This is a genomic window from Rhizobium sp. AB2/73, assembly GCF_020871915.1.
Classification (GTDB): domain Bacteria; phylum Pseudomonadota; class Alphaproteobacteria; order Rhizobiales; family Rhizobiaceae; genus Rhizobium; species Rhizobium dioscoreae.
The window spans coordinates 2902641-2928524 of sequence record NZ_CP067071.1 but is presented as its reverse complement, the minus strand read 5'-3'; the positions used below and the strand labels follow the sequence as shown (position 1 = coordinate 2928524).

The 25884-nt window shown below is 60.4% G+C and carries 29 protein-coding genes; 8 read left to right on the top strand and 21 right to left on the bottom strand.

From position 1 onward, the window contains the following. Nucleotides 1-131: 131 nt before the first annotated feature. The gene (locus I8E17_RS14455) at nucleotides 132-1145 is read right to left on the bottom strand and encodes a DUF2125 domain-containing protein (RefSeq protein WP_069612919.1); all 1014 of its coding nucleotides are present in this window, start codon (nucleotides 1143-1145) and stop codon (nucleotides 132-134) included. Between the two features lie 50 nt (nucleotides 1146-1195). Here I8E17_RS14455 and I8E17_RS14450 point away from each other — a divergent pair, with 50 nt between their 5' ends. Next, nucleotides 1196-1729, top strand: coding sequence for a gamma-glutamylcyclotransferase (locus tag I8E17_RS14450; protein ID WP_069612920.1), 534 nt, complete (start codon nucleotides 1196-1198; stop codon nucleotides 1727-1729). Nucleotides 1730-1756: 27 nt separating this feature from the next. Here the strand turns inward: I8E17_RS14450 and I8E17_RS14445 are convergent, their stop codons facing one another. The 4 genes from I8E17_RS14445 to ftsE form a co-directional block, all read right to left on the bottom strand. Beyond that, on the bottom strand, nucleotides 1757-2560 hold the full coding sequence (locus tag I8E17_RS14445; RefSeq protein ID WP_069612921.1) for a 1-acyl-sn-glycerol-3-phosphate acyltransferase: 804 nt from the start codon (nucleotides 2558-2560) through the stop codon (nucleotides 1757-1759). Nucleotides 2561-2665: 105 nt separating this feature from the next. Further along, complete coding sequence (locus tag I8E17_RS14440) at nucleotides 2666-3388, bottom strand: YdcF family protein (protein ID WP_112723610.1); 723 nt, start codon at nucleotides 3386-3388, stop codon at nucleotides 2666-2668. A 69-nt stretch (nucleotides 3389-3457) separates the two neighbouring features. Beyond that, complete coding sequence (locus I8E17_RS14435) at nucleotides 3458-4405, bottom strand: ABC transporter permease (RefSeq protein ID WP_069612922.1); 948 nt, start codon at nucleotides 4403-4405, stop codon at nucleotides 3458-3460. 88 nt (nucleotides 4406-4493) lie between these two features. Beyond that, complete coding sequence (gene ftsE, locus I8E17_RS14430; protein WP_004107686.1) at nucleotides 4494-5153, bottom strand: cell division ATP-binding protein FtsE; 660 nt, start codon at nucleotides 5151-5153, stop codon at nucleotides 4494-4496. Between the two features lie 210 nt (nucleotides 5154-5363). Here ftsE and I8E17_RS14425 point away from each other — a divergent pair, with 210 nt between their 5' ends. The 3 genes from I8E17_RS14425 (at nucleotide 5364) to I8E17_RS14415 (ending at nucleotide 7238) form a co-directional block, all read left to right on the top strand. Further along, nucleotides 5364-6029, top strand: a complete 666-nt coding sequence (locus I8E17_RS14425) for a hypothetical protein (RefSeq protein ID WP_069612923.1) — start codon at nucleotides 5364-5366, stop codon at nucleotides 6027-6029. A gap of 141 nt (nucleotides 6030-6170) precedes the next feature. Further along, on the top strand, nucleotides 6171-6719 hold the full coding sequence (gene hpt, locus I8E17_RS14420) for a hypoxanthine phosphoribosyltransferase (RefSeq protein ID WP_069612924.1): 549 nt from the start codon (nucleotides 6171-6173) through the stop codon (nucleotides 6717-6719). Nucleotides 6720-6878: 159 nt separating this feature from the next. After that, nucleotides 6879-7238: a response regulator gene (locus tag I8E17_RS14415; protein ID WP_069612925.1), complete on the top strand. Its 360-nt coding sequence runs from the start codon at nucleotides 6879-6881 to the stop codon at nucleotides 7236-7238. Between the two features lie 46 nt (nucleotides 7239-7284). Here the strand turns inward: I8E17_RS14415 and I8E17_RS14410 are convergent, their stop codons facing one another. From I8E17_RS14410 to argH, 5 genes are all read right to left on the bottom strand, one after another. Continuing rightward, nucleotides 7285-7710, bottom strand: a complete 426-nt coding sequence (locus I8E17_RS14410) for a cupin domain-containing protein (protein WP_069612926.1) — start codon at nucleotides 7708-7710, stop codon at nucleotides 7285-7287. Between the two features lie 55 nt (nucleotides 7711-7765). After that, the gene (locus I8E17_RS14405) at nucleotides 7766-10504 is read right to left on the bottom strand and encodes a TIGR02302 family protein (protein ID WP_113366673.1); all 2739 of its coding nucleotides are present in this window, start codon (nucleotides 10502-10504) and stop codon (nucleotides 7766-7768) included. A 349-nt stretch (nucleotides 10505-10853) separates the two neighbouring features. Next, nucleotides 10854-12125 carry a diaminopimelate decarboxylase gene (gene lysA, locus I8E17_RS14400; protein WP_069612928.1) on the bottom strand — a complete coding sequence of 424 codons (1272 nt, stop codon included), beginning with the start codon at nucleotides 12123-12125 and terminating at the stop codon, nucleotides 10854-10856. A 13-nt stretch (nucleotides 12126-12138) separates the two neighbouring features. Beyond that, nucleotides 12139-12333 (bottom strand): lipoprotein, encoded by a 195-nt coding sequence (locus I8E17_RS14395; RefSeq protein ID WP_015341316.1) that lies wholly within the window; start codon nucleotides 12331-12333, stop codon nucleotides 12139-12141. Between the two features lie 99 nt (nucleotides 12334-12432). Beyond that, nucleotides 12433-13833 (bottom strand): argininosuccinate lyase, encoded by a 1401-nt coding sequence (gene argH / locus I8E17_RS14390; protein WP_069612929.1) that lies wholly within the window; start codon nucleotides 13831-13833, stop codon nucleotides 12433-12435. Nucleotides 13834-13856: 23 nt separating this feature from the next. On the opposite strand from argH, the gene I8E17_RS14385 reads away from it, so the two are divergent. Next, nucleotides 13857-14522 carry a TlpA disulfide reductase family protein gene (locus I8E17_RS14385; protein WP_069612930.1) on the top strand — a complete coding sequence of 222 codons (666 nt, stop codon included), beginning with the start codon at nucleotides 13857-13859 and terminating at the stop codon, nucleotides 14520-14522. A 162-nt stretch (nucleotides 14523-14684) separates the two neighbouring features. On the opposite strand, the gene I8E17_RS14380 is transcribed toward I8E17_RS14385, so the two are convergent. The 6 genes from I8E17_RS14380 to I8E17_RS14355 all read right to left on the bottom strand — a co-directional run bounded on the left by I8E17_RS14380 (nucleotide 14685) and on the right by I8E17_RS14355 (nucleotide 19451). Further along, on the bottom strand, nucleotides 14685-15563 hold the full coding sequence (locus tag I8E17_RS14380) for a 3-hydroxybutyryl-CoA dehydrogenase (protein WP_069612931.1): 879 nt from the start codon (nucleotides 15561-15563) through the stop codon (nucleotides 14685-14687). Between the two features lie 144 nt (nucleotides 15564-15707). Next, complete coding sequence (locus I8E17_RS14375; RefSeq protein WP_069612932.1) at nucleotides 15708-16637, bottom strand: electron transfer flavoprotein subunit alpha/FixB family protein; 930 nt, start codon at nucleotides 16635-16637, stop codon at nucleotides 15708-15710. Nucleotides 16638-16658: 21 nt separating this feature from the next. Next, nucleotides 16659-17408 (bottom strand): electron transfer flavoprotein subunit beta/FixA family protein, encoded by a 750-nt coding sequence (locus I8E17_RS14370; RefSeq protein WP_069612933.1) that lies wholly within the window; start codon nucleotides 17406-17408, stop codon nucleotides 16659-16661. Nucleotides 17409-17603: 195 nt separating this feature from the next. After that, on the bottom strand, nucleotides 17604-18182 hold the full coding sequence (locus tag I8E17_RS14365) for a cob(I)yrinic acid a,c-diamide adenosyltransferase (protein WP_069612934.1): 579 nt from the start codon (nucleotides 18180-18182) through the stop codon (nucleotides 17604-17606). A 110-nt stretch (nucleotides 18183-18292) separates the two neighbouring features. Beyond that, nucleotides 18293-18496 (bottom strand): twin transmembrane helix small protein, encoded by a 204-nt coding sequence (locus I8E17_RS14360; protein ID WP_015341309.1) that lies wholly within the window; start codon nucleotides 18494-18496, stop codon nucleotides 18293-18295. 121 nt (nucleotides 18497-18617) lie between these two features. After that, nucleotides 18618-19451 carry an SDR family oxidoreductase gene (locus I8E17_RS14355; RefSeq protein ID WP_069612935.1) on the bottom strand — a complete coding sequence of 278 codons (834 nt, stop codon included), beginning with the start codon at nucleotides 19449-19451 and terminating at the stop codon, nucleotides 18618-18620. Nucleotides 19452-19552: 101 nt separating this feature from the next. Here I8E17_RS14355 and I8E17_RS14350 point away from each other — a divergent pair, with 101 nt between their 5' ends. Further along, a complete protein-coding gene (locus I8E17_RS14350; RefSeq protein ID WP_069612936.1) occupies nucleotides 19553-20500 on the top strand; it encodes a YihY/virulence factor BrkB family protein in 948 nt (315 codons plus the stop codon). Here I8E17_RS14350 and gluQRS read toward each other — a convergent pair. Then, entirely contained in the window at nucleotides 20465-21346 is an 882-nt protein-coding gene (gluQRS, locus tag I8E17_RS14345; RefSeq protein ID WP_069612978.1) for a tRNA glutamyl-Q(34) synthetase GluQRS, read from the bottom strand. The two genes, I8E17_RS14350 and gluQRS, sit on opposite strands and share 36 nt — an antisense overlap. Between gluQRS and I8E17_RS14340 the strand changes: the two genes are divergently transcribed. After that, complete coding sequence (locus tag I8E17_RS14340) at nucleotides 21345-22034, top strand: DNA-3-methyladenine glycosylase (RefSeq protein WP_219511421.1); 690 nt, start codon at nucleotides 21345-21347, stop codon at nucleotides 22032-22034. The two genes, gluQRS and I8E17_RS14340, sit on opposite strands and share 2 nt — an antisense overlap. A gap of 110 nt (nucleotides 22035-22144) precedes the next feature. Then, entirely contained in the window at nucleotides 22145-22702 is a 558-nt protein-coding gene (locus I8E17_RS14335) for an HNH endonuclease (protein ID WP_015341304.1), read from the top strand. 190 nt (nucleotides 22703-22892) lie between these two features. On the opposite strand, the gene I8E17_RS14330 is transcribed toward I8E17_RS14335, so the two are convergent. The 4 genes from I8E17_RS14330 to I8E17_RS14315 form a co-directional block, all read right to left on the bottom strand. Further along, nucleotides 22893-23405 (bottom strand): disulfide bond formation protein B, encoded by a 513-nt coding sequence (locus I8E17_RS14330; protein ID WP_069612938.1) that lies wholly within the window; start codon nucleotides 23403-23405, stop codon nucleotides 22893-22895. A 15-nt stretch (nucleotides 23406-23420) separates the two neighbouring features. Next, entirely contained in the window at nucleotides 23421-24014 is a 594-nt protein-coding gene (locus tag I8E17_RS14325) for a YqaA family protein (protein ID WP_069612939.1), read from the bottom strand. Nucleotides 24015-24162: 148 nt separating this feature from the next. Beyond that, the gene (locus I8E17_RS14320; protein ID WP_210184527.1) at nucleotides 24163-24519 is read right to left on the bottom strand and encodes a DUF6693 family protein; all 357 of its coding nucleotides are present in this window, start codon (nucleotides 24517-24519) and stop codon (nucleotides 24163-24165) included. 299 nt (nucleotides 24520-24818) lie between these two features. Continuing rightward, nucleotides 24819-25613, bottom strand: coding sequence for a helix-turn-helix transcriptional regulator (locus I8E17_RS14315; protein WP_219511425.1), 795 nt, complete (start codon nucleotides 25611-25613; stop codon nucleotides 24819-24821). Between the last annotated feature and the right edge of the window lie 271 nt (nucleotides 25614-25884).

The window sequence follows — 25884 nt, the reverse complement described above, 5'->3', positions numbered from 1 at the left end:
CGGCCACTCCCGGCTTCGTTTCACTACGCCGTTCGTGTCCACCTTCTCCCCGTTGGGGCGAAGGTGTTGGGTTTCTCGCAGGATTTCGCATCGCTGTAGGGCGCGATCCACCAGACGGAAGGCTTCACACTTCAGATCGGCGGGATCTTGCCGAGCGGGATGAAGCCACTGAGTGAGAGGCGACCGCGATCGGCGGTGAGATCGACGGAGACCTTATCCGCGCCATTGGCCAGCGCCTTCAGCATCTTCGTCGCCGTCTTGATGATGTTCTTGGCGGCGGGAAGCGTCGTGGTCAGGCTATCGCCCCAGGGCCCGATCTGATTGATCTCCAGCTTGAACTGCCCGGACAGAAACCCCTCATCGTCAAAGTTGAAAGGTCCGGAAAGCGTCATGATGCGGCCATCGCCGATATCGATGACGGCCTGATGCAGCATGCCTGCCGAGCCGCGAAGCCCCTCCCGATCGCTGCCATCGAGCAGGCCGGCCTTGCCTGACAGCGTCACCTTGGCGCTGGTCGATGCGGTCGGCAATGTCTGCGGGAAGTCTTTGATGACGGCATTGGCATTTTCGACGCCGATCGCGAAATCCAGATCGCTGCCGTTCTGGCTGGCGTGCATCTCCGTGCGGGCGGCTGTGACATTAAGGTTCTGGCCGGTGACGGAGGAGACGATGCCGGCCTTCAGCCCTTCGATGACAGTCTGAGTCTCTGCGACGCCGCGGCCCTTGGCGACGAGGTTCGATTGCAGATCGGCCCATTCGGCCGATACGGTCAGGCCTTCCGTCGTGCGCAACTCGGCGGGGGATTTCAGGCTCCAGCTCACATGGTTGGGTTGGAAGACCGGTGCGGAGGCGCTGAGCCTGTCGAAATTGGTGGAGACGCCGCGCGTCGGGTTGTCGACCGTCACCGTGTCGCAGGTCAGGCCGATGGAGAAGGGGAAGCCGTTGAACGCCATGTTCTCGCATTTGCCGGCAATGCCGGCGCTGTTCTGCTGGCCGAGCGCCTTCAGGACATTGGTTCTGACGAAACTGGTCGCATAGTACCAACCGCCGGTGTAAAGACCGGCTAGAACCACCACCAGCCCAAAAAGGATGAGCCACAGACGCTTGCCTCGACCGGTCGTTACGCTCTGGCTTGACGCTGTCATGTTGTTCTCCAATGGTTGGACTGAAGCTTCACAGTGATTTGGCGTTGGATATGGACGAATTTTGGGTGTTTGGCTACGGATCCCTCATGTGGAATCCGGGCTTTGGTTATGACGAGCGGGCCGAGGCCCTGATTTTTGGCTATCGTCGCTCGCTCTGCGTCCGTTCCTGGGTCCATCGCGGCACGGAAGAAAACCCCGGCCTCGTGCTCGGGCTCGATCGCGGCGGCTCCTGCCGGGGCATGGCCTTCCGGGTTCCGGCCTCCGATTGGGACGAGGTGCTGACCTATCTGCGCGAGCGCGAACTCGTCACCAACGTCTATCTGGAAAAGACCCTGCCGATCCGGCTCGCCGACGGGCGGCGCGTGATCGCCGTCGCCTATGTCGTGGACCGCAACCACAGGCAATATGCCGGCTCGCTGGATGCGATCGAGGCGGCGCATGTGGTGGAATCCGCCAATGGGCGTTCCGGCCCGAATGATGCCTATCTCTTCAATACGCTGACGCATCTGCGTGACATGGGCATCCGCGATCATTGGCTCGAACAGGTTGCCGGTGAAGTGGAGCGGATGCGAAAGGCATCCTGAGCCCATCGCCTGGCATTGAGAGCTCGCTCAGACTGCGGCGGTAACGGGTTTTGCCTTGGCGATTTCCGCCAGACGCTGCGCCGCCGTCGGCGGAACCGGCAGGTTCGGGTTGTTGGCGATCGTTTCGACCAGCAGCTCGTCGCTTGCTCTTTCTGTCTCCTCGATCAGGCGCGCGAAAAAGGCATCCGGGTCCATGCCGGGCTCGATCGGCGGCAGGATGCGCACCTTGATATGGCCGGGATATTTGCGAAAGGTGCGGCGCGGCCAGAAAAGACCCGGATGCATGGCAACGGCGACGACGGGGATGCCGAGGTCCCGATACATACGGGCGATGCCGTATTTATAGACCGGCTCGGCGCCCGGCGGCCGGCGCGTACCCTCGGGGTAGATGATGAGCTGGCGACCCGTGGCGAGCTCTTCGCGCGTGCGCTTCAGGACATCGAACATAACCTTGCCGCGGGCGCCGCGATCGACTGGGATCATGCGCTGTTTACCGGCATACCAGCCGAACAATGGGATCCACATCAGCTCGCGCTTCAGGATATAGACTGGGTCGTCCAGATAGGGCAGCAGGGCAAATGTATCCCAGAAGGATTGATGCTTGGGCGCGAAGATGAAGCTGCCTTTGGGGATATTTTCCAAGCCCTCGATCTCGAAGGTGGTGCCGACGATCTTCTCCATCAGCCAGGTGCTGGATTTCGCCCATGCCTTGGGGATCGCATAGGCCGCCTTGCGCGGCATGAGGAAGTAAATCGGCGCCAACACGATCATGCGAATGATCAGATTGGCATAGAAGGCTGTGTTGAACAGGATCGAACGCAGGATAATCATTGAGGCTTTCCCAACGCACCGGCTTGCGCCGGCATTCGAAGGTTTGCCTACACGATTACGGCGTCAATAAAAAGTCGGTGCGTGCACGGTTTTGCGCGACAGGCACTAGTCGTCGTCCTCGATCGGCTGACGCGAACGCAAGCCGGTCGGGCGTCCAAGTCCAGTGATGTTGCGGGCGCCGGCAAGGAGCACCTTGGCATATTCCGCGATCATCGTGCGCAGCGCATTCGGGTCCGTGAACCAGTTCTTGGTCTTCAGATCGGAGTTGACGACCGGATAGGGAATGAAATCGGTCGAGGGATCGACGTATTTCAGTTCTGCGAGGCTGCGGGGCATATGGTAGTTGTTCGTGACAACGAGAACGCTCTTGTAGCCCCTGGCGTGAATCCACTTTGCCGCTTCGCGGGCATTGCCGATCGTATCGAGCGCGTCATAGCCGATGTCGACACAGCAGCTGAACAGGCTGGCGGAACTCTGGGTCAGCTTGCGGATCTGCGTCGGCGTGGTGGTCGGATGCGCACCCGATATCAGCAGGCGGTTGCCGGCACCGGTGCGCAGCAGCTCCACCGCCTGATCGATCCGCTGATAGCCGCCCGTCAGCACGACGATGGCATCGGCCTTGGGGTCGAGCGGCGGTTTCAAGGTGGTGATCGAATCGGCGAAATGCAGGAAGCCGCCGAAAACGATGGCTACCAGGAAGATGAAAGCGAAGCCGCCCCAGCGCAAGAGACGGCGGAACAGGCTGCGGCGCACGGGTCTATCGCCGCGGGATCGGGCCCGCAGCGACTGCAAACTCACGGACTTGCGAGTCGTCAGATCCATGCTCATGATTCGCTATTATACGCCAATTGCGGCAATGAACGGGCTGGCAAACGGTAAAAAAACATCGCTGAAGCGTCAATTCGGTACGCTATCCGTCCGCCCGGGATCGGAACGGACCAGATCGATCTCGTAGATCGTGCGCATGACGGTGAAGCGTGCCGTCAGCGTTGTCAGCAGTGCGATGATGATCATGGTGGCGAGAATGCCGACATAGCCGAGCGCGCCGACGGAGAAAGTTCCGAACAATGCGGTTGCCTGGTCGGTCTGCGGCGTGGCGATCGTATGGCTCTGCAGAAGGCCGGCTGTCGCGAAGAAGAGGGCGGCGAGCGCGCTGCCGGCTCCCGAGCCTTTGAGGCTGATCTTCAGGAAATGCTTCTGGAATTCATTGGCGACGAAGGTGCTTTCGGCGCCGACGAAATGCAGGACTTCGACGATATGGCGATTGCCCGACAATGCGCCGCGCGTGGCGAAGACCACCGTCAGCACCATGGCGGTGAAGACGAGCAGCAGCACGCCGGTGCCGATGAGAACGGTGGTGTGCGCCATCGACACGAGCCGATCGACCCAGGTGCGATGGTCGTCCAGGGTTGCCTGCGGGATCTGCGCCTTGAGCAGGCTGCGCATCGCCTCGAAATCAGGCGGATGCGTTTCGTCGATGGTGATGATGACGAGGCGCGGAACGGGCAGTTCCTTGATATCGAGGCCGGCGCCGAGCCACGGCTCGAGCAGGCGCGCAGTCGCCGCCTCGTCGACGATCTGGCCGGACTTGGTGCCGACGAAGCTCAATGCGATGTCGCGGGCGCTCGCGAGCGCCTTTTCCATGTCGAGATTGTCATCCGGCTTGATCTGGATAGTGATTTCGCGGGAAATCTGGCTCTCCCAGCTTGCCGCCGTCGAGCGCACCATGCTGACCGCGCCGAGCGTCAGGCAGGCAAGAAAGGCCATGATGGCTATGACGACGATCAGCGCATTGCCCTGAATGTTGGAGGACGGCACGATCGGTCCCGTCGGGCGCACGCGCATTTCCGGGCGCTTGCGTTCTGCGGGTGCTGCAGGCGCCTGCCGTGCTTGCGGAGCTCCGGTGTTCGGGGCTGTCCTGCGGGGGCGGGGATCAGTCATAGATATCGAGATGCCCCCCCGATAGGATCATGCGCCTCGCCTCGATCTGGTCCATCAAAGCGAGATCGTGCGTGGCAATGACGACGGCGGTGCCGAGACGATTGAGTTCCAGAAAGAGATTGAGCAAGCGGCGTGCCATCGGCGGGTCGACATTGCCCGTCGGTTCGTCGGCAAGCAGGATTTCCGGGCGGTCGATGAGGGCACGGGCGATCGCGGCGCGCTGCTTTTCCCCACCGGAGAGCACCGGCGGCAGCACATTGATGCGCTCGCCGAGGCCTACCCATTTCAGCAGTTCCAGGACGTCGGTGCGGTAGGAGCTTTCCTCCTTGCCGCGCACGCGGAGCGGCAGGGCGACATTTTCATAGGTCGTCAGATGCTCGAGCAACCGGAAATCCTGAAAGACGATGCCGACACGGCGGCGCAAGAGCGGCAGCTCATTGCGCGGGATCGAGGAAATCTCCCGGTCGAACATGCGGATCAGCCCGCGCGTCGGCTGCAGCGACATGAAGAGCAGCCGCAGCAGTGTCGTCTTGCCGGCGCCGGAAGGGCCGGTCAGGAACTGGAACGATTTTCTCGGTATGTCGAAGCTCAGGTCGCGGAGGATCTCCGGTCCCATGCCGTAGCGCAAACCGACGTTCTCAAAATGAATCAACGGGCAGTCCAGTCTTCCGCAGGGTTCAATCAGGCGACTTGTTAACCAATGGCATTAACAGCCGGTAAATTTTTCTGGAAAGGCGCCCTATTCATGGCGATCTTTGCGAAGCATTAACCAATAAAATTTACGACTGGGCAGGATTCGTTTCAATGCCCAGATTGGCAATGGGCGTCGAAACCATGTGGATCACCGCAACGGGAGGCCATCATGGGCGCTTTTCGCCACCGTCAACAACAGACGGGGCTTATTTATGACCTCATTCCGCCCGAACGCGGAGCGGGGTCGAGCCCGGTGCATTACGTCATGCCGAAACGCGATATCGTCGATGCCGAATTCGTGACCGTTTCCGCCGCACGCGGACGGGCAGCATCGGGCGTCAATATGAGCTATGGCGGGTATAACCAATCTAGACCTCAGCCGGTGGCGCGCAAGACTACACTTTCGCGCATCCTCACCGTTCTGCGGGTGACTGAGGAAGTCTTGCAGCAGGCATCGCGGCGCAGCTTCGTGGCGCTCATCATCTCCCTTGCAATCTTGATCTTCGGCCTTTCGGGCGGTTTTTCCGGTCTCTCTGGCGCATCCGCCGAGGCGACATCCGATCCGCTGCAGTTCTCGCATGTAACGCTGACGCCGAGGGATGAGAACGGGCTGCCGGTCCTGAGATTGAACGGCATCATCGCGAATGCCAGCGGTGCCACGCTTTCGGTTCCACAGGTGCGCGCCGATCTCTTTGCCGGTGGTCAGCTGGTCAGAAGCATCGTTGTTGACACGCCGGTCGATCGTCTCGGACCGCATGAAAGCCGCGGATTCTCTACAAGATTGCAGCATCCTGGTGGAAAAACGCCGGATGTCCGGCTTTCCTTCATGCCATAGGGGGTGTGTCCAAGCCGCTGAGTGTGCTACGGGCTACTGCTTTAGAGTGCTACAGCGACCTTGGCGCGTCGTATACGACGCGCGGCGCTGCAGAGCTTGATCGGCGGCCAGGGGCCGCGCAGCCATGGAGCATGCCAATCAATGCCTGTCGTACGCGGGAAGAATATCGAGCCGCTTTTCACTGCCGAGCAGATTGCCGAGCGCAATCATGCCTTGGCCAAGGAAATCGCCAGCGGGCCGACGAAGGACCTCCTCGTCATCGCCATCCTCAAGGGTTCGTTCATCTTCGCAGCCGATTTGCTGCGGGCGCTGCATGACACCGGGCTTGCCCCGGAGGTCGAGTTTATCACGCTTTCGAGCTATGGCGCCGGCACGACATCGCAGGGCGTGCGCATCGTCAAGGACATCGACAGTGACGTTCGGGATCGCGACGTGCTGCTGATCGACGACATTCTGGAATCGGGCCGCACGCTGCGTTTCGCCAAGGAGCTGCTCTACGAGCGTGGCGCCCGCAACGTCACGCTGGCCGTCCTGCTCGACAAGAGCGTCAAGCGCCAGGAAGAGCTGGAAGCCGATTATGTCGGCTTCGAATGCCCCGATTATTTCGTTGTCGGCTACGGCATGGATGTCGCCTACGCCTTCCGCGAATTGCCCTTCGTCGGTGTCGTCACGGGCGACGCCGAGGCCTGATCTTAAGTTAATGCAGGCGGCCCGTCCGCCTGTCCCATTCTGCTCCGGCGATGACGATCCGTTAACCACGGAGCTTGATCGCCTGTCGGCCGTTTACCTATCGCAAACGGAATTCTGGTGATTTCGGTCGCGGAACATGACGGACCAGGAGCACGGACCATGGCAAAAATTCTGATCACGGAAGACGAAGATTCACTTCGCACCTTTGTCGCCCGCGCGCTGCGCTTGGACGGTCACGAGACCGAAGAGGCGGCCGACGGCGCGGAAGGTTTGGAGAAACTGAAGCAGGGAGGCTACGATCTCCTGCTGTCGGATATCCGCATGCCCGTGATGGATGGCATCGAGCTTGCCCATCAGGCCCATTCGACCTGCCCGGGCATGAAGATCCTGCTGATGACCGGCTATGCGGAACAGCGCGAGCGCGCCGACGACCTCATGGAAAAGATCGTCGACGTCGTTGCCAAGCCCTTCGCGCTGCCAGACATCCGCAAGGCTGTTGCGCGGGCCTTGGCTGCCTGAAGCTCCCGACTTATCGGCGCAGTCGTTTTCTGTGCCGACGTCATCATCATTTGCGGATAGGGCCGAAATGGTCATCCGGATAGTAGATGGTTTCTTCTCCCGGCTTTCTTGAGCCGACAACGATCATCGTCACCGCGGCGGCAGAATGATTGAGCAGATGATGCGCATTCGGTTGCCCCGCCGGAAATCCCACGACATGGCCAGGCCCGAGAATATGATGACCATTTTCGTCGATCAGCGTCGTGGTGCCCGTCAGAATATAGAGAAACTCGTCCTCCGCCATATGCCAATGGCGCGATGACGACATTCCTCCGGGATCGAGGGTGACGAGGTTCACGCCAAATTGCGTGATGCCCACAGCTTTGGCCAGCCGAATCTCGTGCTTGCCGCTCAGCCTCGCATCCGCGTCGGCAACGCCGGGCAGACCCATCGTGACAGGCAGATCCGAAAGATGGGCAAGCTTGGTCTCCATACCATCCCCCTTTGCGAAGCATGAAGACAGGCAACTTCTTTGATGGCAGGCGGCCTTACTGACCCAGATTCAGCAAACGTTCCAGATAGCGCCGTTCTTCGCTGAGCGATGGATTGTTGCTCAGCCGCTCGCGAATGGCGTCGAGAATTTGGCGGGCGCGCTCTGCGTTGATGATGTCTGGCACCATGTTGTCGTTGGGGTTGTCAGAGAAACCACCGTCGTTGCGTGACCGGCCGAGCGGGTCGCGGCCATTTTGGCCGCCCTGGCCCATCTGCCCAGGCATCTGACCCTGGCCTTGCCCCTGCTGCTGCATCTGGGCCATGAGCTGGTTCATCATCTCGCGGGTGCCCTTGCGCAGGGCATCCAGCGCGCGTCCCTGACCCTGCACGGCGCCTTCGCCATTGCCCTCGGCAAGCTGACCTGAGGCACCCTTCATCTCCTGCTGTGCCTTGCCGTAATTCTGGTTCGGCTTCATGCCGAGCGAGCCGAGGTCTTTCTGCAGTTCGCCGAGCTGCTTGCCGAGATCCTCCTGCTGCTGGCGCAATTGCTTCAGCGCATCGCGCAGCTGATCGGCCGTCATGCCATCGGTGGGATCCTTGCCCTTCTGGCCCTGCTGGTTTTGGCCTTGCTGCTGATCCTGCTGGCCCTGATTGCGCTGGCCCATATCCGGACGCATCGGGTCGTTGAGGCCGGGCATGGGCTGATCCATCAAGCCATCGCCATCCTCGTTGGAATCGCCACGCTGCATACGGTCGCGCATGGCCTGATCGAGCTTGAAGGTCTGATCCATCAGCTTCTGCTGGTCGCGCATGATGCGGCCGAGCTTGTCCATCTGCTCGCGCATCTTGTCGTTGGCCTGGTTCTGCTGCTGGCCCGGCTGCGGCTTGCCGGCCTGCAGGCTGTTCATGAGCTGCTGCAGTTCGGAAAGCATCTGCTGTGCGGCCTGGCGATTGCCGGAGCGGGCGAGATTTTCGATCTGATCCATCATGCGCTGCAGATCCTGCTGGCGCAGGATATTGGCGGAGCGCTGGTTCGGCTGGGCCGGCATGTTGCGCATGCGCTCGGCCAGCTCCTTCATATAGGCGTCCATCGCCTTGCGCAGCTCGTCGGTCAGCTTCTTGATCTCGGCGTCGGGGGCATTGCGCTGCAGGGCGTCGGAAAGCTTCTGCTGGGCGTCGCGCAAGGCCTTTTCCGCATTGGTCAGCTGCGCGTCCTCCATGCCGAGCGCGATCTGCCAGAGATAATCGGCGGTATCCTTCAATGAGACATCATTGCTCGCGAGCTTCATGCGCGTCAGCGCGGACTTAATGGCGAGATAATTGCCGAGATCGGGGATTGTCTCTTCGGGCCGTATGGTCAGCGATTTGTTGAGCTCGATCGCCTCGGGCATCTTGCGGGTATCCAGCGAGAAGACTTGGCGTTCTTCCGCAACGGCTGCGGCGAGCGGCTGGCTGAAATTGCGTGACGGCAATACCATCTCGTAGGGCGAGCTGCGGCCCGTCTGGCCGGCGCCGTCCTTGGCGACGAGGGTGATGCGGACGCGCCTGCCGGCAAGCGGATCCTGCGTCAGATCGTGGCTCGCCAGACCTTTGCCATTGCGGCGGTCGCGACGCGGAAGTTCCAGCTTGTATTCGGGCAAGCCGTATAAGGGTTTGGCAGCCGGATCGGATTCCACCGGCACGATCTCGGCATTGGCCTCCTCGATGCCGTAGTCATCCTTGACCTTGAAGCCGAGTTCCAATGCGCCGCTCGCCGTCGCGTGCGGAATGCCGTCGAAGGTGATCTCCGGCGGCTTGTCGACGACCACATTGAAGGACCAGGACTTGCCGTTGACGGTCAGCTCGCCGCCCTTTTCAAGCTTGAGAACATGGGTGCGGGCAACCATTCCGTCCGCGGCCGGAATATTGCCTGTGCCGTTTGCTGCGGGCGGGACAGCGGGAGGCGTTGCAGGCTTGGCGCCAGCGGGGCCTTGCTTGTCAGCGTCAGCGGCCTGCTCGGGGATTTCGATGCCCTTTTCGGCGCCAGTCGTCTGGAACAGCACTTTCTCATCGGTCGCAGCACCCGAAACACGCACAGTGAGTTCGGAGAATTGCGGCACGTTCAGGCTATTGCCGGCATTGTCGACACTGCCTGTCAGATAGACGGGCGCTTCGCCGGTGTAATAGGGCGGGGTAACCCAGGCATCGACGCGGACATCGGGGTTGCTCGATGTCGAGCTTGATGCCGTGAAGGCATCACCGAGCGAGCCGCCGCTATTGGACATGGAAAAGCTGAAGGCTGTTACCAGCAGCAAAGCCGGGACTGCGCGCAATGCGAAGCGGTCGTAGCGGGTGATATCCGGCCTTGGCAGGCCGGCATCCAGGGCGGCGATGCGCTCAGCCATACGCGTCTGGTGCTCGCGCCAGAGCGCGCGGGCAAAGGGGGTATCGAGCGCCGGCTCGTCTTCCTGCACCGTAACGGGCTGGTGGGCGAGACCATTGCGCTCTTCCAGCAGCCGGTCCGCCTCGAGGGTGTTCGGCCAGCGCAGGCGGCGCAGCGGATAGAGGGAGACGGCAAAGCCGGCCCCAAAGACGGCAAGCAGCAGAAAGCGCAGAATATCCGGCGCAATGCGGAAAATGCCGAACCAGGCGACGGACAGGAAAAGAGCCAGAATGGATGCTGGCAACAGCAGCCGTGGCAGAAGCTGCTCGCTGACGAGCACCAGCCGCGCAAAGAGACGCTTGACCGCAACCATGCGCGCCAGCGCCGGACGGGTGGCGAAAGCGCCCTTCTTAGGGTTGCTGGGGCTGGTCATCGGTCCGGTCTTCTCCCGATCTGACGTTGATGGCCAAAGCATGATGCCGAAAAGTGAAAGCGGTTTTCGGACGGCGTCATGCTCTACTTCCCTGATTTTAGAGCGAATTCAGAGTTTCGATCGATTCGATCCAAAATCATCCGCTCTAGCGGCCCGTTGGGGATGGCGCGGCGTCCCACACGCTCGCGCACACGGCGCCCGGCGAGACGCCATTCAATCAAAGATAACATTCTTTGTGGCGAAGACGAGGGCAACGGGCGCGAAAGGCTGTTTTTTCACCGGACTTCGCCGAAACGTGATCGGGCAAAGCAGCTTTTGCGGTCCTGCCGGAAATTGCCGATGAAGCCGATTAACCTTCGAGCCAGGCGGGGATGGAATCCAGGCCGATCAAATCCTCGTAGGTTGCGCGCGGGCGAATGACGTGGAATTCATTGCCCTTGACCAGCACTTCTGGAACCAGAAGCCGGCTGTTGTAGGTGCCGGCCTGCACGGCGCCATAGGCACCGGCTGAGCCGACGGCCAGCAGATCGCCGGGCTTCGGCAGCGCCATCTCGCGGTCGAGCGCCAGATAATCGCCCGTCTCGCACACCGGGCCGACGACATCGGCCTTGATGCGCGGTGTGCTTGCATCGCCGACCGCAACCGGCCTGATTTCGTGATAGGCCTCATAGAGCGTCGGGCGAATGAGGTCGTTCATGGCGCCATCGACGATCACGAAGCTCTTGTCGCCGCCATCCTTCACATAGATGACTTCGGTCACGAGAATGCCGGCATTGCCGACGATCAGGCGACCGGGCTCGGTGACGATCCGGCAGTTGAGGCCGCGCAGCTGGTTCTTGACGATTTCGGCATAGGCATCCGGCAAAGGCGGCGGATTGTTGTCGTCGCGATAGGGAATGCCGAGGCCGCCGCCGATGTCGACGTGATGGATGTCGTGACCGTCACCACGCAGGGTCTCCACGAGATCGCGCAGCAGCTTGAAAGCGTCGTCGAACGGCTGCAGCTCGGTGATCTGGCTGCCGATATGCATGTCGATGCCAGTGACCTTGATCCCAGGCAGGCTGGCGGCACGTTCATAGACGGCGCGGGCGCGCTGCCAGGATATGCCGAACTTGTTTTCCTTTTTGCCGGTCGAGATCTTCGCATGAGTGCGGGCGTCAACGTCCGGATTGATGCGGAAGGAAACGGGAGCGACCTTGCCCGCGCGGACGGCGCGCTGGTTCAGCACTTCCAGCTCCGGCTCGGATTCGACGTTGAAGCAGTAGATGCCGGCTGCCAGCGCCACATCCATTTCCTCAGCCGTCTTGCCGACACCGGAGAACATGATGCGGCTTGCCGGAATGCCTGCGGTCAGTGCGCGGCGCAGTTCGCCGACGGAGACGACATCGACGCCGGCGCCGAGGCGGCCAAGCGTCTTCAGCACCGCCTGATTGGAGTTGGCCTTCATGGCGTAGCAGACCATGGCATCGACATCGCCGAAGGCTTCCGCGAAGACGCGGTAGTGGCGCTCCAGCGTTGCCGTCGAATAGACGTAGAAGGGGGTGCCGACCGCCTTGGCGATCTCCGGAACCGGTACATCCTCGGCGTGGAGGATGCCGTCGCGATACTCAAAATGATTCACGGTCGTTGCCCAATCAGAGAAGCGGATCGAGGAAGAATTTTTTGTCCTCCGTACCCGGCTCCTTCGTCGGCTTGGAGACGTCGCCGCCTTTGGTCGCATGAGCACTCGGCGGATCGAGCGGGCCTTTGCGGCCGCATCCGACAACGGCAAGGCCGACGACCGAAAGCACGACGGTCAGGCGGATGATGTGCGGCATGTTGATCTGCATCGAAATCCTCTTGGGCGGCAAACGCGGAAGTCACTCTTCTTAGCGAAGTTTCCAGGCCTTGTGCACCCTGATTGTTGGTTGTGACTTTCGGCGATTTTCTCAGTTGCGAGCGCGCCAGAAGGCGATCTGCTTGCGCACTTCCGAGGGCGCCGTGCCGCCAAAACTCTTGCGGCTCGCGACCGAGGCCTCGACCGTCAGGACGTCGAAGATCTTGTCGGTGATATCCGGATGGATCGCCTGCAGGTCCGCAAGCGAGAGCTCAGCCAGCTCGCAGGACTTGCTTTCGGCAAGCGCCACGGCGCGGCCCGTAACATGGTGGGCATCGCGGAAGGGCAGGCCTGCTTCGCGCACCAGCCAGTCGGCAAGGTCGGTGGCGGTCGAGTAGCCCGAGCCGGCGGCCGCCTTCATGCGGGCGGTGTTGATCGTCATGTCGCGCACCATGCCGGTCATGGCCGCAATGGCAAGTTCCAGGCTTTCGGCCGCGTCGAAGACCTGTTCCTTGTCTTCCTGCATGTCTTTGGAATAGGCGAGCGGCAGGCCCTTCATGATCGTCAGCAGTGCCACCAGCGAACCGTTGATGCGGCCGGTCTTGGCGCGCACGAGTTCAGCCGCATCCGGGTTCTTCTTCTGCGGCATGATGGAGGAGCCGGTAGAGAAGGCGTCGGAGAGGCGCACGAAGCCGAATTGCGGCGTCGACCAGATGACGATCTCTTCGGCAAGGCGCGACAGGTGCATGCCGGCGATGGCGGCGATCGATAGGAATTCCAAGGCGAAATCGCGGTCGGAGACGGTATCGATCGAATTGCGGGTCGGCTCGCGGAAGCCGAGCGCCTTGGCCGTCATGTGGCGGTCGATAGGGAAGCCCGTGCCGGCAAGGGCAGCGGCGCCGATCGGCGATTCATCCATATGCTCGATGGCGTGGCGCACGCGCGAGCGATCACGGCCGAACATCTCGACATAGGCCATGCAATGATGACCGAAGGTGACGGGCTGTGCCGTCTGCAGATGGGTGAAACCAGGCATGACGGTTTCGGCATGTTCCTCGGCGCGATCGAGGAAGGCGGCGATCAGATCAGTCAGCGCCTGTTCGCACTTCTGCAGCTCTTCCTTGACCCAGAGGCGGAAATCAAGCGCCACCTGATCGTTGCGCGAGCGGGCGGTGTGCAGGCGGCCGGCGGCCGGGCCGATCAAGGCCGCAAGCCGCGCCTCGACATTCATATGGATGTCTTCGAGGCGGCGCGAAAACTCGAAATTGCCGCTTTCAATCTCTGACAGGATCGTGTTCAACCCGTGAACGATCTTGTCTTTATCCTCGGTTGAAATGATGCCTTGATTGGCTAGCATGCTCGCATGCGCGATTGAGCCGCGGATATCCTGGGCAAACAGCTTCTTGTCGAAATCGATCGAGGCATTTATCTCCTCCATGATTGCCGCGGGGCCGGAAGCGAAACGCCCGCCCCACATCTGGTTGGAGGATTTGGTGTCCGTGCCGTCAGTCATGAGATGCCCACCTGGAGAATGAAATGACAGCAAAGAAGCCGTTCGGTCTGCCGTCCATGAAACTCGTTATGCTTGCTGCCGTCGCCGGGGTTATTGCCGGTGCGGCAGCGGTATACGTGAAGGAGGCGGGGTATGGCAATGGCGTTGGTGAAACGGCTTCGGCCGATCAATGCGGGACCGCCAGGGAGCGCGCCGCTGCCCTGACGCCCTTTACCAAGGGCCAGGTCGCCGCCATGAGCGTGCCGCCGGCGCCGATCTCGCTTCACGGTGTTTCCTTCAAGGGGGCAGAGGGACAGCCGCTGTCGATCGGCAGTTTCGCCGGCAAGACCGTGCTCTTGAATGTCTGGGCGACATGGTGCGTGCCGTGCCGCGAGGAAATGCCGGCACTGAACGCGCTCGAAAAGAGCGTCGGCAGCGACAAGTTCGAAGTGGTTGCCGTTAATATCGATACGGGCGACGACGAAAAGACCAAGGCCTTTCGTGCGGAATATGCGATCGACAAGCTCGGCTACTATCGCGACAATACGATGGGCGTGTTCAACGTATTGAAGAAGCAGGGCCTTGCCTTCGGCTTGCCGGTGACGCTTCTCATCGACGACAGGGGTTGCCTGCTGTCGGCCATGAACGGACCGGCGGCCTGGGACAGTGAGGATGCGAAAGCGCTGGTGAAGGCTGCGGCGGGTATTTGATTTTCACCTTCTCCTTCTCCCCTGAGGGAGAAGGTGCCCGGCAGGGCGGATGAGGGGGTGTGTCATAGCAAGCGCGTTGCTGGGTAAACAGTACCGTTCGCCGGTAAGGCCCCCTCACCCCGCGCTGTCGCGCGACCCTCTCCCCAATGGGGCGAGGGTATCTTATCGCGTCGGAACCGGCGTTTCCCCGCGATAGTCGTAGAAGCCGCGGCCCGATTTGCGGCCGAGCCAGCCGGCTTCGACATATTTCACCAGCAGGGGGCAGGGGCGATATTTGGAATCGGCGAGCCCGTCATGCAGCACCTGCATGATCGAAAGGCAGGTATCGAGGCCGATGAAATCGGCAAGCTGCAGAGGCCCCATTGGATGGTTGGCGCCGAGCCGCATGGCGGTGTCGATGGCATCGACGGTGCCCACGCCTTCATAGAGCGTGTAGATTGCCTCGTTGATCATCGGCAGCAGGATGCGGTTGACGATGAAGGCGGGGAAGTCTTCGGCGACGGTGATCGTCTTTTCCAGCGAGGAGACGTAGTCCTTGGCAGCTGAGAAAGTCGATTCTTCGGTCGCGATGCCGCGTACCAGCTCCACGAGCTTCATCACCGGAACCGGGTTCATGAAGTGGATGCCCATGAAGCGTTCGGGACGGTCGGTTGCGGAGGCAAGACGGGTGATCGAGAGCGACGAGGTGTTCGTTGCGAGCAGCGCTTCGGGTTTCAGCACCGGACATACCTGCGCATAGATCTTGCGCTTGACGCTTTCGTCTTCCGTCGCCGCCTCGATGGCGAGATCGACCTGGGCGAGATCGTTGAGATCGGTCGAGCCGGTGATGCGGGAGAGCGCTGCCTTGCGCTCTTCGTCGGTTGTCTTGCCGGATGCGACCTGGCGGGCGAGATTGCCGTTGATGGTGGCAAGGCCGCTTTCGATGCGATCCTGCGAGAGATCGTAGATATGGACCTTGTAGCCGGCCATGGCGGACACATGGGCAATGCCGCAGCCCATCTGGCCCGCGCCGATAATACCGATCGTCTTCAGCGAACTCATTGCCAACTCCCCGGCGCGCTCCTGGCGATGCGCTATGCTTTTAATTCAAATTTGCCGGGCCATTTCTAGCCCGGCAAAGATTGATAGACCTATAAAAGACGATTTTCCAGTCTCTCGCAACTGCGAGAAACTCTATCGGCGCGATCAGAGCGCCTTTTGCAATTCCGGAAGCGCTTCGAAGAGGTCGGCGACGAGGCCGTAGTCTGCGATCTGGAAGATCGGGGCTTCCTCGTCCTTGTTGATGGCGACGATGACCTTCGAATCCTTCATGCCGGCCAGATGCTGGATGGCGCCGGAAATGCCGCAGGCGATGTAGAGCTGCGGTGCGACCACCTTGCCGGTCTGTCCGACCTGCCAGTCGTTCGGCGCATAGCCGGCATCGACGGCAGCGCGCGATGCGCCGACGGCAGCACCCAGCTTGTCGGCAACCGGCAGGATGACTTCCCTGAACTTCTCCGCCGAGCCGAGTGCGCGGCCACCCGAGATGATGATCTTGGCAGAGGTCAGCTCCGGACGATCCGAGGAAGATAGCGCATCGCCGACGAAGGTGGACAGCGCCGGATCAGCAGCCGCGGACACCGACTCGATCGCAGCCGAACCGCCTTCAGAGGCGGAGGCGAACGAAGCCGTGCGCACGGTGATCACCTTCTTGGCATCGGTGGATTGCACCGTCTGGATGGCATTGCCGGCATAGATCGGCCGCTTGAAGGTGTCAGCCGAAACCACTTCGATGATTTCCGAGACCTGGGCGACGTCAAGCAGGGCGGCAACGCGCGGCAGCACGTTCTTGCCGACCGAGGTCGCAGCGCCGATGATCACGTCGTAGGAGCCGGAAAGCGAGACGATCAGTGCCGCCAGGGGTTCGGCGAGATTGTTGGCAAGGCTTGCGTCCTCGGCAACCAGCACCTTGGAGACGCCGGCAAGCTTTGCCGCCTGTTCCGCCGCAGCCTTGGCGCCTGCGCCGGCGACCAGCACATGAACTTCGCCGCCGATCTGGGTGGCAGCCGTCAGCGCCTTGGCGGTCTGGTCGGAGAGGTGGGCATTGTCGTGATCAGCCAGAAGAAGAATGGCCATGGGTCTTATCCTTTCCTATCCTCAGAGCACGCCGGCTTCGGTCTTGAGCTTGTCGACCAGTTCGGCAACGGAGCCAACCTTGACGCCCGCCTTGCGGCCCGACGGCTCTTCGGTCTTCAGCACTTTCAGGCGCGGCTCGGTCGAGACGCCGAAATCGGCCGGGCTCTTCTTGTCGAGCGGCTTCTTCTTGGCCTTCATGATGTTCGGCAGCGAGGCGTAGCGCGGCTCGTTCAGGCGCAGGTCGGTCGTGACGACGGCCGGTAGCTTGACCTCGATGGTCTGCAGGCCGCCATCGACTTCGCGCGTCACCTTGGCGCTTCCCTCACCGATCTCGATCTTCGAGGCGAAGGTTGCCTGGGCCGAGCCGAGGAGCGCCGCCAGCATCTGGCCGGTCTGGTTGGAGTCGTCATCGATCGCCTGCTTGCCGACGATGATGAGGCCCGGCTGTTCGGCCTCGGCGACGCCCTTCAGGATCTTGGCGACGGCGAGCGGCTCGACGGCATCGTCGGTCTCGACGAGGATGGCGCGATCCGCGCCCATGGCAAGCGCCGTGCGCAGCGTTTCCTCAGCCTTGGCAGGTCCGATCGATACGACCACCACTTCCTCGGCCTTGCCGGCCTCCTTCAGACGCAGCGCCTCTTCGACCGAAATCTCGTCGAACGGGTTCATCGACATCTTCACGTTCGAAAGCTCAACGCCAGAACCATCCGGCTTCACGCGGATCTTTACGTTGTAGTCAACGACCCGCTTAACGGGAACCAGTATCTTCATGGAATCCTTCCTTCAACATGACCGCCCGAGAACATGCGCTGCTTAGCGCCATTCCATTTGTCGAATGGCGACATGGATACGCGTTTTTTCCCCAATTACAACGCTTCCAGGCCGCCGAGAGATGAATTGCTTGAAAGGCATAAATAACGTTTACGTTAACGTCAATATATTTGGCTTGGTGATCGGCAAGTGCCGCTATCGATTCTTGCCGGGAGCCCACAGCACATCGTCGCGGCCCTTATCATTGGCGTAACGTGCCGCGACGAAAAGCAAATCGGAGAGCCGGTTGATATATTTCAGCGCCACCGGGCTGACGCGTTCGCCTTGCTCGCGCGACAGCGCCACCATCAGGCGTTCGGCACGCCTGGCAATGGTGCGGGCGAGATGCAGATGCGCGGAGGCGGGACTGCCGGCCGGCAGAACGAAGGATTTCAAAGGTTCGAGATCGGCGTTGAGCAAATCGATGTCGTGTTCCAGGCGCTCGACCTGATGGTCGGTGATGCGCAAGGGTTCATAGGGGAGGGGCGCATCGGTTTCCGGCGTCGAAAGATCGGCGCCCAGATCGAACAGATCGTTCTGGATGCGCATCAGCATCGCGTCGATTTCGGGCATGTCTGACACATACAGCCGGGCAACGCCGATGGCGGAATTGGCTTCATCGACCGTGCCATAGCTTTCGACGCGCAAATCGTGTTTCAGCCGCCTCGGGCCGGCGGCAAGGCCTGTCGTGCCGTCGTCGCCGGTCTTCGTGTAGATCTTGTTGAGCTTGACCATCGGGTTCCTGTGGTTAAAGCCTTTCGCCTTTTTTGAATCGCGAAATGCCCCAACCCTTTATTTAAGCAATTCCGGACGGAAAACCGCTTCGCACTTTTCCTGAAATTGCCTTAGGCCGGGCGGCCGCCGCCCGTCAGCCAGAGCGTCAGCATGATCAGGATCACTGCGACTGCCTGCAGCAGCACGCGTAGCTGCATCAGCCGGTTCGAAAGGTTCGGGTTGTCGCCTTTCATCATGTTCAGCAGGCCGCGAATGAGAACGATCGCGACAAGTCCCATGACAATGATGGCGGCAACATAGGTAACGGTAGACATGGCTCCTCCACCCTTGTCTTCAGAGTGGCTCAGCGCTTCGTCGAAGCTTCAAGTCACTCAATGTCATAATTTCAAGCAATCACAAGCGGAAAGCACACTTCGCGCCTTTCGTGGGATTGCTCTAGTCCAGCCGGCGCATCAGACGATAGAAAAGGTTAGCCGGCAATAGCCTTTTCAAAAGCACGCCCTGCTTGGCGGGCGTCGTTACCAGATAGTGCGGGCGCGGATTTCTAACGTTCAAAGCCGATTTTAGCACATCATAGACCGCTTCTGGGCCTAATTTATGTTTACTGATCGGGCCCGAGCCGTCCAGTCGCCTGAGCTGCCTGCGATATTCCACCGCATGCACCGAACCCTCGAGGTCGATATGCTCGTTGATCTTGGCAAGCGCATTGGCTGTAAACTTCGTCGCGATCGGGCCGGGCTCGATGAGGCTCACATGGATGCCGCTATCCTGCAATTCCATTCTGAGCGTGACGGTCAAGCCCTCGAGCGCGAATTTCGAGGCGGTATAGGCGCCCCGGAAACGGTAGGGGACCAGCCCGAGAATGGAGGAGCAGTTGACGATGCGGCCATGCCCCTGTTTGCGCATCAGCGGCAGGATCTGGCGCGTCAGCTCGTGCCAGCCGAAGAAATTCGTCTCGAACTGTTCGCGCAGCACATCGGTCGTCAAATCCTCGACGGCGCCCGGCTGCCCGTAGGCGCCATTGTTGAAGAGGGCGTCGATGCGGTCGCCCGCGCGCCCGCGCACTGTCGCTACGGTGGCTGAAATGGTCTCGGGCCTTGTGTAGTCGAGGAGCAGCGCTTCGATGCCGTCCGCCTCGAGCGAGGCGAGATCTTCCTGCTTGCGCACGGTTGCAAAGACGCGCCATCCGTCGGCCTTCAGTGCCCGTGCGCAGTAAGAGCCGATGCCGGAGGAGCAACCAGTGATGAGGATCGTGCGTTGTTCCGTCATGGAAAGATGATTCCTGTACAAACCGGGACTCGTTTCCCATATTCAGGAACCCGATACAATCGACAACCGGCAGGTGAGCGCCGACGTCAAGCGGAGATGGGATGCCGACAGCCCTGCGGACGACTTACAAGGTAATCTACGACGCAGTGTTCCATTTCGTCGAGGATGACGGGTTCGCCATGGCCAGCCATGTGGCGCTATCGACGCTGCTCGCGGTTTTCCCTTTCCTGATCTTCGGCACGGCGCTTGCAAGCTTTCTCGGCGCCAGCCAGTTCTCGTCGACGGCCGTGCATCTGATCTTCGACACCTGGCCGGAGGCGATCGCCAAGCCGCTCGCCGATCAGGTGGTGCAGGTGCTGACCATTCCGCGCGGCGGCCTTTTGACGATCTCCGTGCTTGCGGCCGCCTATTTCGCCTCGAACGGCGTCGAGGCGCTGCGCATATCGCTGAACCGCGCCTATCGCGTACCGGAAACCCGGCCCTGGTATTTCAATCGCCTCGCCAGCCTCGGTTACGTGCTGATCGCGGTGCTGATCTTCGCCATCCTCAGCATCCTGCTCGTCGCCGTGCCGCTGGCGCTCAATTACACCAGGCAATGGTTGCCGAAGCTTGCCGATATCCTCGACATCGTCTTCAGCTGGCGAATTTACGGCACGATCTTTCTGCTCCTGGCGGGCCTGCTGATCCTGCATCTGTGGCTGGCTGCCGGACGCAGGCGGTTGCTCGACGTCATCCCCGGCGTGATACTGACGCTGGTGTTCTGGTCGATCGGCGCTGTGCTCTTCGCCTATTATCTCTCCACCTTCGCCAATTACACCGCCACCTATGCGGGCCTGGCGTCGGTGATGATCGTGCTGATCTTCCTCTATATGCTCGCGGTGATCTTTATCATGGGGGCGGAGATCAATGCGGCGCTGATGAAGTTCCGCGTGCGCCGCCTGCTGTTCGGCAAGGCGGCAAGCCGCCCGGCTGAGGTGCCGACGGAAAAAGCATCGGCGGAGCCAAGGGGCGCATCAGAGACCGATGCGGCGGCGAAGCTCCGCCGGTGAGAGGCCCTGCCGGCGCCATTCGGCTATGCCGGTAGCGCCGATGCTCTTGGAGAGTTTTTTCCCATCCTCTCCGAGGACGAGGCGGTGGTGATGATAGAGCGGCTCCGGCAGACCGAGCAGCGTCTGCAGCAAGCGGTGGATCGATGTGGCGTGGAAGAGATCGAGCCCGCGCACGACATGGGTGATGCCCTGCACGGCATCGTCGACGACAACAGAAAGATGATAGCTGGAGGGCGCATCGGAGCGCGACAGCACGACATCGCCCCAGGCGGCGGGATCGGCTGGAATAATGCCTGTCTCGTCATCGCCGCTTTCCCGCCAGTGCAATGGTTCGTCCACTGTCGCCATCGCCTTTTCCATATCGAGACGCCAGGCATGCTTCATGCCCGAAGCAAGCAGGCGCTGCCGCTCGGCATCGCTGCGCTCGCGATCATCAGAGGGGTAGAGCGGCGTACCGTCCGGATCGCGTGGCCATGATTTGCCACCCGCCTCGAAAGCGGCAACGCGTGATTTGACCTCGCCGCGCGTCAGAAATGCGGGATAGACGAGGCCGCGCTCGACAAGCGTCTGCAACGCTGTTTGATAGGCTGGAAAATGCTCGGACTGGCGGCGCACCGGCTGCAGCCAGCTGAGGCCGAGCCAGCAGAGATCGGTATTGATGCCTTTTTCGAAATCGGGTGTGCAGCGCGCCTGATCTATGTCTTCGATGCGCAGCAGGAAATCGCCGCCGGCCTTTGCCGCCATGTCGTGATTGAGGATCGCCGACAGTGCATGGCCAAGATGCAGCGGGCCGTTCGGGCTCGGGGCAAAACGGAACTTCGGCTTTTGACGGGGAATCTCGATCATGCTTTCTTCTGCCACGAATTCGAACCGGGGACCACGAGGCGTCATGCAGATCATTCGCAACGAGCGCGATATCGAACAGGGACTGGCCGCGCTGCTGGAGATCGATCCGCGCCTGCGGCCCGTTGCCGCAGAGGCGGGCACCTTGCCGCTGCGCCTGCGCGAACCGGGCTTCGAAGGGCTTGCCCATATCATCGTGTCGCAGGTCGTTTCCCGCGCCAGTGCCGACGCAATCTGGGGGAAAATGATCGCCGGCATGGGGCAGGTGACGGCTGAAGGCTATGTAGCGCTGAAGCCGGAGGCTTGGCGGACCTTCGGCCTGTCGCGAATCAAGCACGAGACATTGGCGCGCGTGGCCGAAGCCGTAGCCGGAGGCAGCCTCGATCTCCATGCGCTCAGCGTCGAATCACCTGACAAGGCGCTCGCCGAGCTGACCTCCATCAAGGGAATCGGGCCCTGGACGGCCGAGGTCTACCTGATGTTCTGCGGTGGTCACGCAGATGTGTTTCCGGCCGGCGATGTCGCGCTTCAGGCGGCCGTCGGCATGGCTTTCGGCCATGATGTCAGGCCCTTGGCCAAGGAAATCACCCGGGAAGCCGCGGTTTGGGCGCCCTGGCGCTCGGTCGCGGCCCGGCTTTTCTGGGCTTATTATGCTGTGAAAACACGGCGGGATGCGCTGCCTATCGTTTAATCGGGTATGTCCCGAAATCGCCTTTATGCCCTGAATTTATTGGACTTCACAATCCTGTAACAACCGGCCTAATATACAGGTGCAGATGCCGAATCGATCAGGAGGGTTCCTTGACGATTGCAGTCTCCCCGCAGTCCTTGCCGGCGCTCGTGCTGAACGCTGACTACAGACCGCTGAGTTACTATCCCTTGTCGCTCTGGTCCTGGCAGGACGCGATCAAGGCGGTTTTTCTTGACCGTGTGAACATCATCGCAGAATACGATCAGTGCGTGTCCTCACCGAGCTTCTCGATGCGGCTGCCGAGCGTCGTATGCCTGAAGACATATGTGCAGCCGTCCCGCAATCCCGCCTTCACCCGCTTCAACGTCTTCCTGCGCGACAAGTTCGAATGCCAGTATTGCGGCTCCCATGACGACCTGACCTTCGACCACGTCATCCCCCGTGCCCACGGCGGCGAGACGACCTGGGAGAACGTCGTGGCCGCCTGTTCGCCGTGCAACCTGCGCAAGGGCAGCAAGCTCCCGAAGCAGGCCGGCATGTTCCCGGCGCAGAAGCCATACCAGCCGACCGTGCAGGATCTGCACAATAACGGCCGACTCTTTCCGCCGAACTATCTGCACGACAGCTGGCTCGATTATCTCTACTGGGATTCGGAACTGCAGCCGTAGGATTTCCTTCTCCCCGTGGGGAGAAGGTGACCCGAAGGGTCGGATGAGGGGGAGCGGCGGCACGCAAATTTGCCTTTCGCTTGCCGCTCAAGGCCCTCGTCGCTTCGCTTCTCGCCCCCTCATCCGGCCACTCGCAGTTTCGCTTTGCTCACCTGCTCGCGCCCACCTTCTCTCCGCTGGAGGGAAGGGTTCAACCCGCCTTCTTCGCCCCAACAAAAGCAATAGCAGCCAGGATGACGCTGGCGATCACATTCCAGCCAGCCATCGAAAGGCCGGCAACACGAAGGGCTGCTTCCGTGCAGGACGGCCCCTTGATGGTGTTCAGCTGGCCGAGGAGGTCGCCGGCATTCTGCGTGACGCTGCTGGCTGTCGTCGAGCAGGTGGTCGGGCCTTCCCAGAAGTGCCATTCGACGCCGGCGTGATAGACGCCGATGCCGCCGCCGACCACCATCATCAGGCCGGCGATGATCAGCAGCCCGCGGGTGATCCAGGAGGGCAGGCCGGCAACCGCCGTGAGCACCGCGATGATGGCGACGGGGATGCCGTAATAATAGGGCTGGCGCTGATCCAGGCAGAGCGCGCAGGGGATATAGCCGCCAATATACTGGAAGCCGAGGGCCGAGCCGATGACGACGATCATGCCGATCGTCAGCAGGACGCCATAGCCGAGGCCGGCGCGGGGGGAAGGCGAAGTCATGGACATGCTGAGGGCTCCTTGTCAGCTCGCCAAAGCAAAATGGAAGACGGCATAGAGGGCGATGAGAACGGCGGCGACGGCCATGGTAATCTGGCCCAGGCGCTTCTCGATGAAATGGCGGATCGATTCGCCATAGCGGCGAAGCAGGAAGGCCAGGAGGAAGAAGCGGGCGCCGCGGGCGACGATGGCCGAGACGATGAACAGGCCGAGATTGATATGGGCGACGCCGGAGAGGATCGTCACCACCTTGATCGGCGGCAGATGCGCCAGACCCGATGTGACCAGCAGCAGGAGCACCCATTCATAGGTGATGCCGGCGCTCATCTGGTTGAAGGCGTCGAGCTTGCCGTAGAATTCGAGGATCGGCTTGGCAATGGTCTCGAAGGCGTAATAGCCGAGCGCCCAGCCGGCAATGCCGCCCAGCACGGAGGCAACCGTCGCCGTCAGTGCATAGCGCCAGGCACGCTCGGGCTTCGCCAGCGACATCGGCAGGAAAAGCACGTCCGCCGGAACGAGAAAGATGGAGCTCTCGACGAAGGCAATCACGGCCAACCAGATTTCCGCCGATTTGCGGCCGGCGAGCGACATGGTCCAGTCGTACAGTCTACGAAGCATAAGGCCCCCTTTTTGCTGCGTTGCAAACCTTTAGGGGGCAGGATTATGGCTGTAAATGGTCGGGGACTGACGGAAGTGGCGGAAAGGCAAAATTTTTCGTGATGGTGGGGGGCTGAGGCGGCGACGTCGAAGCCGTCACCAGACCTTCTCAGTAATATTCAACTCGCGTTTCGTTTAGGACGACGCGGAGCACACGATAGGCATAGAGAAAGCTGGCAAGGCCAAGGGTCACGATAATCAGAAGGACCCAGAGAATCACATGTCCTATCGAGTGAGCGACATTGAAAGTGCAGTTGAGTCGGCCGATGGGGCGACCGGAGCCATCCAGCAGCTCGGTTTTGTTCAACACGGCTCGGTTGAGGTAATAGGGAAAGACGATCAGCGCGAGGCCGAGCGTGACGATCGTCAATATGATCCAGAGAACGACGCTGCCGATCGATTCGACGATGCTGAATGAGCATTTGAGCCGGCCGATGCGGGTGAAAGTGGTAGAAATCTCGGACAATTTTCGCCTTTAAATTTTACGGTGACAAATATTCTGGAAAGTCAGCAGCACAGGACGTTGCTGCCGCTGAGGTGTTTCATTTTTGCTCAAAGAACAATTCGAATAGGATACATCATTATTAATGATCGCGCAAAAGTAGCAATCAAGAGAAAACATTGATTAATGTAGTAAAAACAATTGTCATGAAATTTTGTGGTGCCCCATGCCGGAGTCGCAATGATGGCTCACGCCATTGATTCAAAAGCGAAATCTCGATTGGATGGATAACGGTACCGTTGTTCGGTACCGTTGATCAGTGCTCAATGCGGTTTTTCGAGTTCTTCCTGCTCTTCAACGATCGCAGATGTGAGCGAAGGGTTCCCCATCTTCTGACGAACAGCTTTCAGTCGCTCACGCATATCGCGGTTCTCGACTTCACCTTCGATATTGTCGAACGACCGGATCGTGGGAAGTATGTCGTCGTGGACCAGGAAGCCTTGCTCCGTGCGTTCGATATCAAGCTCGATAAAACCACCACGCAGGCGACCATACTGTTCGACCAGTTCGAGAGGCACCCGCAAGAAGTCGAAAACAGTAGGCTTGCTGGTTGGCGACACCATGATAACCGCTTTTGCGTGAGGCGGCAGTACTAAGGTGGCTTTCGGCCGCGGATCGCACAAGCGAACTGTCAGCTCATATTGTTTGCCACGGATGATGGCAAACAAATCAGTGCCGGGGGTTTCCTCTTCTGGAAACGCAATATTGCCGCCTGCCAGCTGAAGTTGAGCGGCGACCAGGTTGACGGCGCCGTTTGTCAGTGCGTTTTGTCTTTTCTTTTCTCTCAAAGTGACGAGTGGGTTAGCGCCGAGGGAGAGCCACGCTTCATCTACTTCGAGGACTCTTGCGACCTTGCTCATCATGTCGGGCTTGGGTCGGGCTTCACCGGCAAACCACCTGCGAACACCTTCTGGACTTACGACAACATTGAATTCTTCATTTAAGCGGCGCACAAGCCAACGTCCGCGACCGTGGCCTGAAGGAGCCTTCGGATTATTCTCGCAGGCAGTGGCAAGACGTTTCGCAAAATCTTGATCTTTAACGACCCGAGCACTCATCACGGTCTCCATGTCAACAACTGGTTGACATATGACCTATTTGTAGGCGTGCGTCAACACCTCGGTTGATTATCAACCGTGGATGGACAAACATCGTTAACGCGTGGGGGAACGCGAGCCTTTTTGTTAGCTAATTGCTAAGAGTCGGTCTACCAACCATTGAGTGAAAAGTAAACAAATGGTTGATTATTTACACAAGCGAATTCGGACATGTTCGGTGATGCTGTCTTGCTCGATCCCCTTCGTTTGAAGCAACTCGTATTGAACTTCA

Bases quoted from the DNA above. Each gene is read 5' to 3' on its own strand.
- I8E17_RS14380 (WP_069612931.1), bottom strand. From the start codon at position 15,563: ATGAGTTCGCTGAAGACGATCGGTATTATCGGCGCGGGCCAGATGGGC.
- gluQRS (WP_069612978.1), bottom strand. From the start codon at position 21,346: ATGATCGAGATTCCCCGTCAAAAGCCGAAGTTCCGTTTTGCCCCGAGC.
- I8E17_RS14330 (WP_069612938.1), bottom strand. From the start codon at position 23,405: ATGTCCATGACTTCGCCTTCCCCCCGCGCCGGCCTCGGCTATGGCGTC.
- hpt (WP_069612924.1), top strand. From the start codon at position 6,171: ATGCCTGTCGTACGCGGGAAGAATATCGAGCCGCTTTTCACTGCCGAG.
- I8E17_RS14360 (WP_015341309.1), bottom strand. From the start codon at position 18,496: ATGTCTACCGTTACCTATGTTGCCGCCATCATTGTCATGGGACTTGTC.
- I8E17_RS14425 (WP_069612923.1), top strand. From the start codon at position 5,364: ATGGGCGCTTTTCGCCACCGTCAACAACAGACGGGGCTTATTTATGAC.
- I8E17_RS14435 (WP_069612922.1), bottom strand. From the start codon at position 4,405: ATGCGCGTGCGCCCGACGGGACCGATCGTGCCGTCCTCCAACATTCAG.
- I8E17_RS14365 (WP_069612934.1), bottom strand. From the start codon at position 18,182: ATGGTCAAGCTCAACAAGATCTACACGAAGACCGGCGACGACGGCACG.
- I8E17_RS14410 (WP_069612926.1), bottom strand. From the start codon at position 7,710: ATGGAGACCAAGCTTGCCCATCTTTCGGATCTGCCTGTCACGATGGGT.
- I8E17_RS14395 (WP_015341316.1), bottom strand. From the start codon at position 12,333: ATGCAGATCAACATGCCGCACATCATCCGCCTGACCGTCGTGCTTTCG.
- I8E17_RS14445 (WP_069612921.1), bottom strand. From the start codon at position 2,560: ATGATTATCCTGCGTTCGATCCTGTTCAACACAGCCTTCTATGCCAAT.
- I8E17_RS14325 (WP_069612939.1), bottom strand. From the start codon at position 24,014: ATGCTTCGTAGACTGTACGACTGGACCATGTCGCTCGCCGGCCGCAAA.
- I8E17_RS14350 (WP_069612936.1), top strand. From the start codon at position 19,553: ATGCCGACAGCCCTGCGGACGACTTACAAGGTAATCTACGACGCAGTG.
- I8E17_RS14415 (WP_069612925.1), top strand. From the start codon at position 6,879: ATGGCAAAAATTCTGATCACGGAAGACGAAGATTCACTTCGCACCTTT.
- I8E17_RS14375 (WP_069612932.1), bottom strand. From the start codon at position 16,637: ATGGCCATTCTTCTTCTGGCTGATCACGACAATGCCCACCTCTCCGAC.
- argH (WP_069612929.1), bottom strand. From the start codon at position 13,833: ATGACTGACGGCACGGACACCAAATCCTCCAACCAGATGTGGGGCGGG.
- I8E17_RS14355 (WP_069612935.1), bottom strand. From the start codon at position 19,451: ATGACGGAACAACGCACGATCCTCATCACTGGTTGCTCCTCCGGCATC.
- I8E17_RS14385 (WP_069612930.1), top strand. From the start codon at position 13,857: ATGACAGCAAAGAAGCCGTTCGGTCTGCCGTCCATGAAACTCGTTATG.
- I8E17_RS14405 (WP_113366673.1), bottom strand. From the start codon at position 10,504: ATGACCAGCCCCAGCAACCCTAAGAAGGGCGCTTTCGCCACCCGTCCG.
- I8E17_RS14315 (WP_219511425.1), bottom strand. From the start codon at position 25,613: ATGAGTGCTCGGGTCGTTAAAGATCAAGATTTTGCGAAACGTCTTGCC.
- I8E17_RS14340 (WP_219511421.1), top strand. From the start codon at position 21,345: ATGCTTTCTTCTGCCACGAATTCGAACCGGGGACCACGAGGCGTCATG.
- I8E17_RS14450 (WP_069612920.1), top strand. From the start codon at position 1,196: ATGGACGAATTTTGGGTGTTTGGCTACGGATCCCTCATGTGGAATCCG.
- I8E17_RS14440 (WP_112723610.1), bottom strand. From the start codon at position 3,388: ATGAGCATGGATCTGACGACTCGCAAGTCCGTGAGTTTGCAGTCGCTG.
- I8E17_RS14370 (WP_069612933.1), bottom strand. From the start codon at position 17,408: ATGAAGATACTGGTTCCCGTTAAGCGGGTCGTTGACTACAACGTAAAG.
- I8E17_RS14455 (WP_069612919.1), bottom strand. From the start codon at position 1,145: ATGACAGCGTCAAGCCAGAGCGTAACGACCGGTCGAGGCAAGCGTCTG.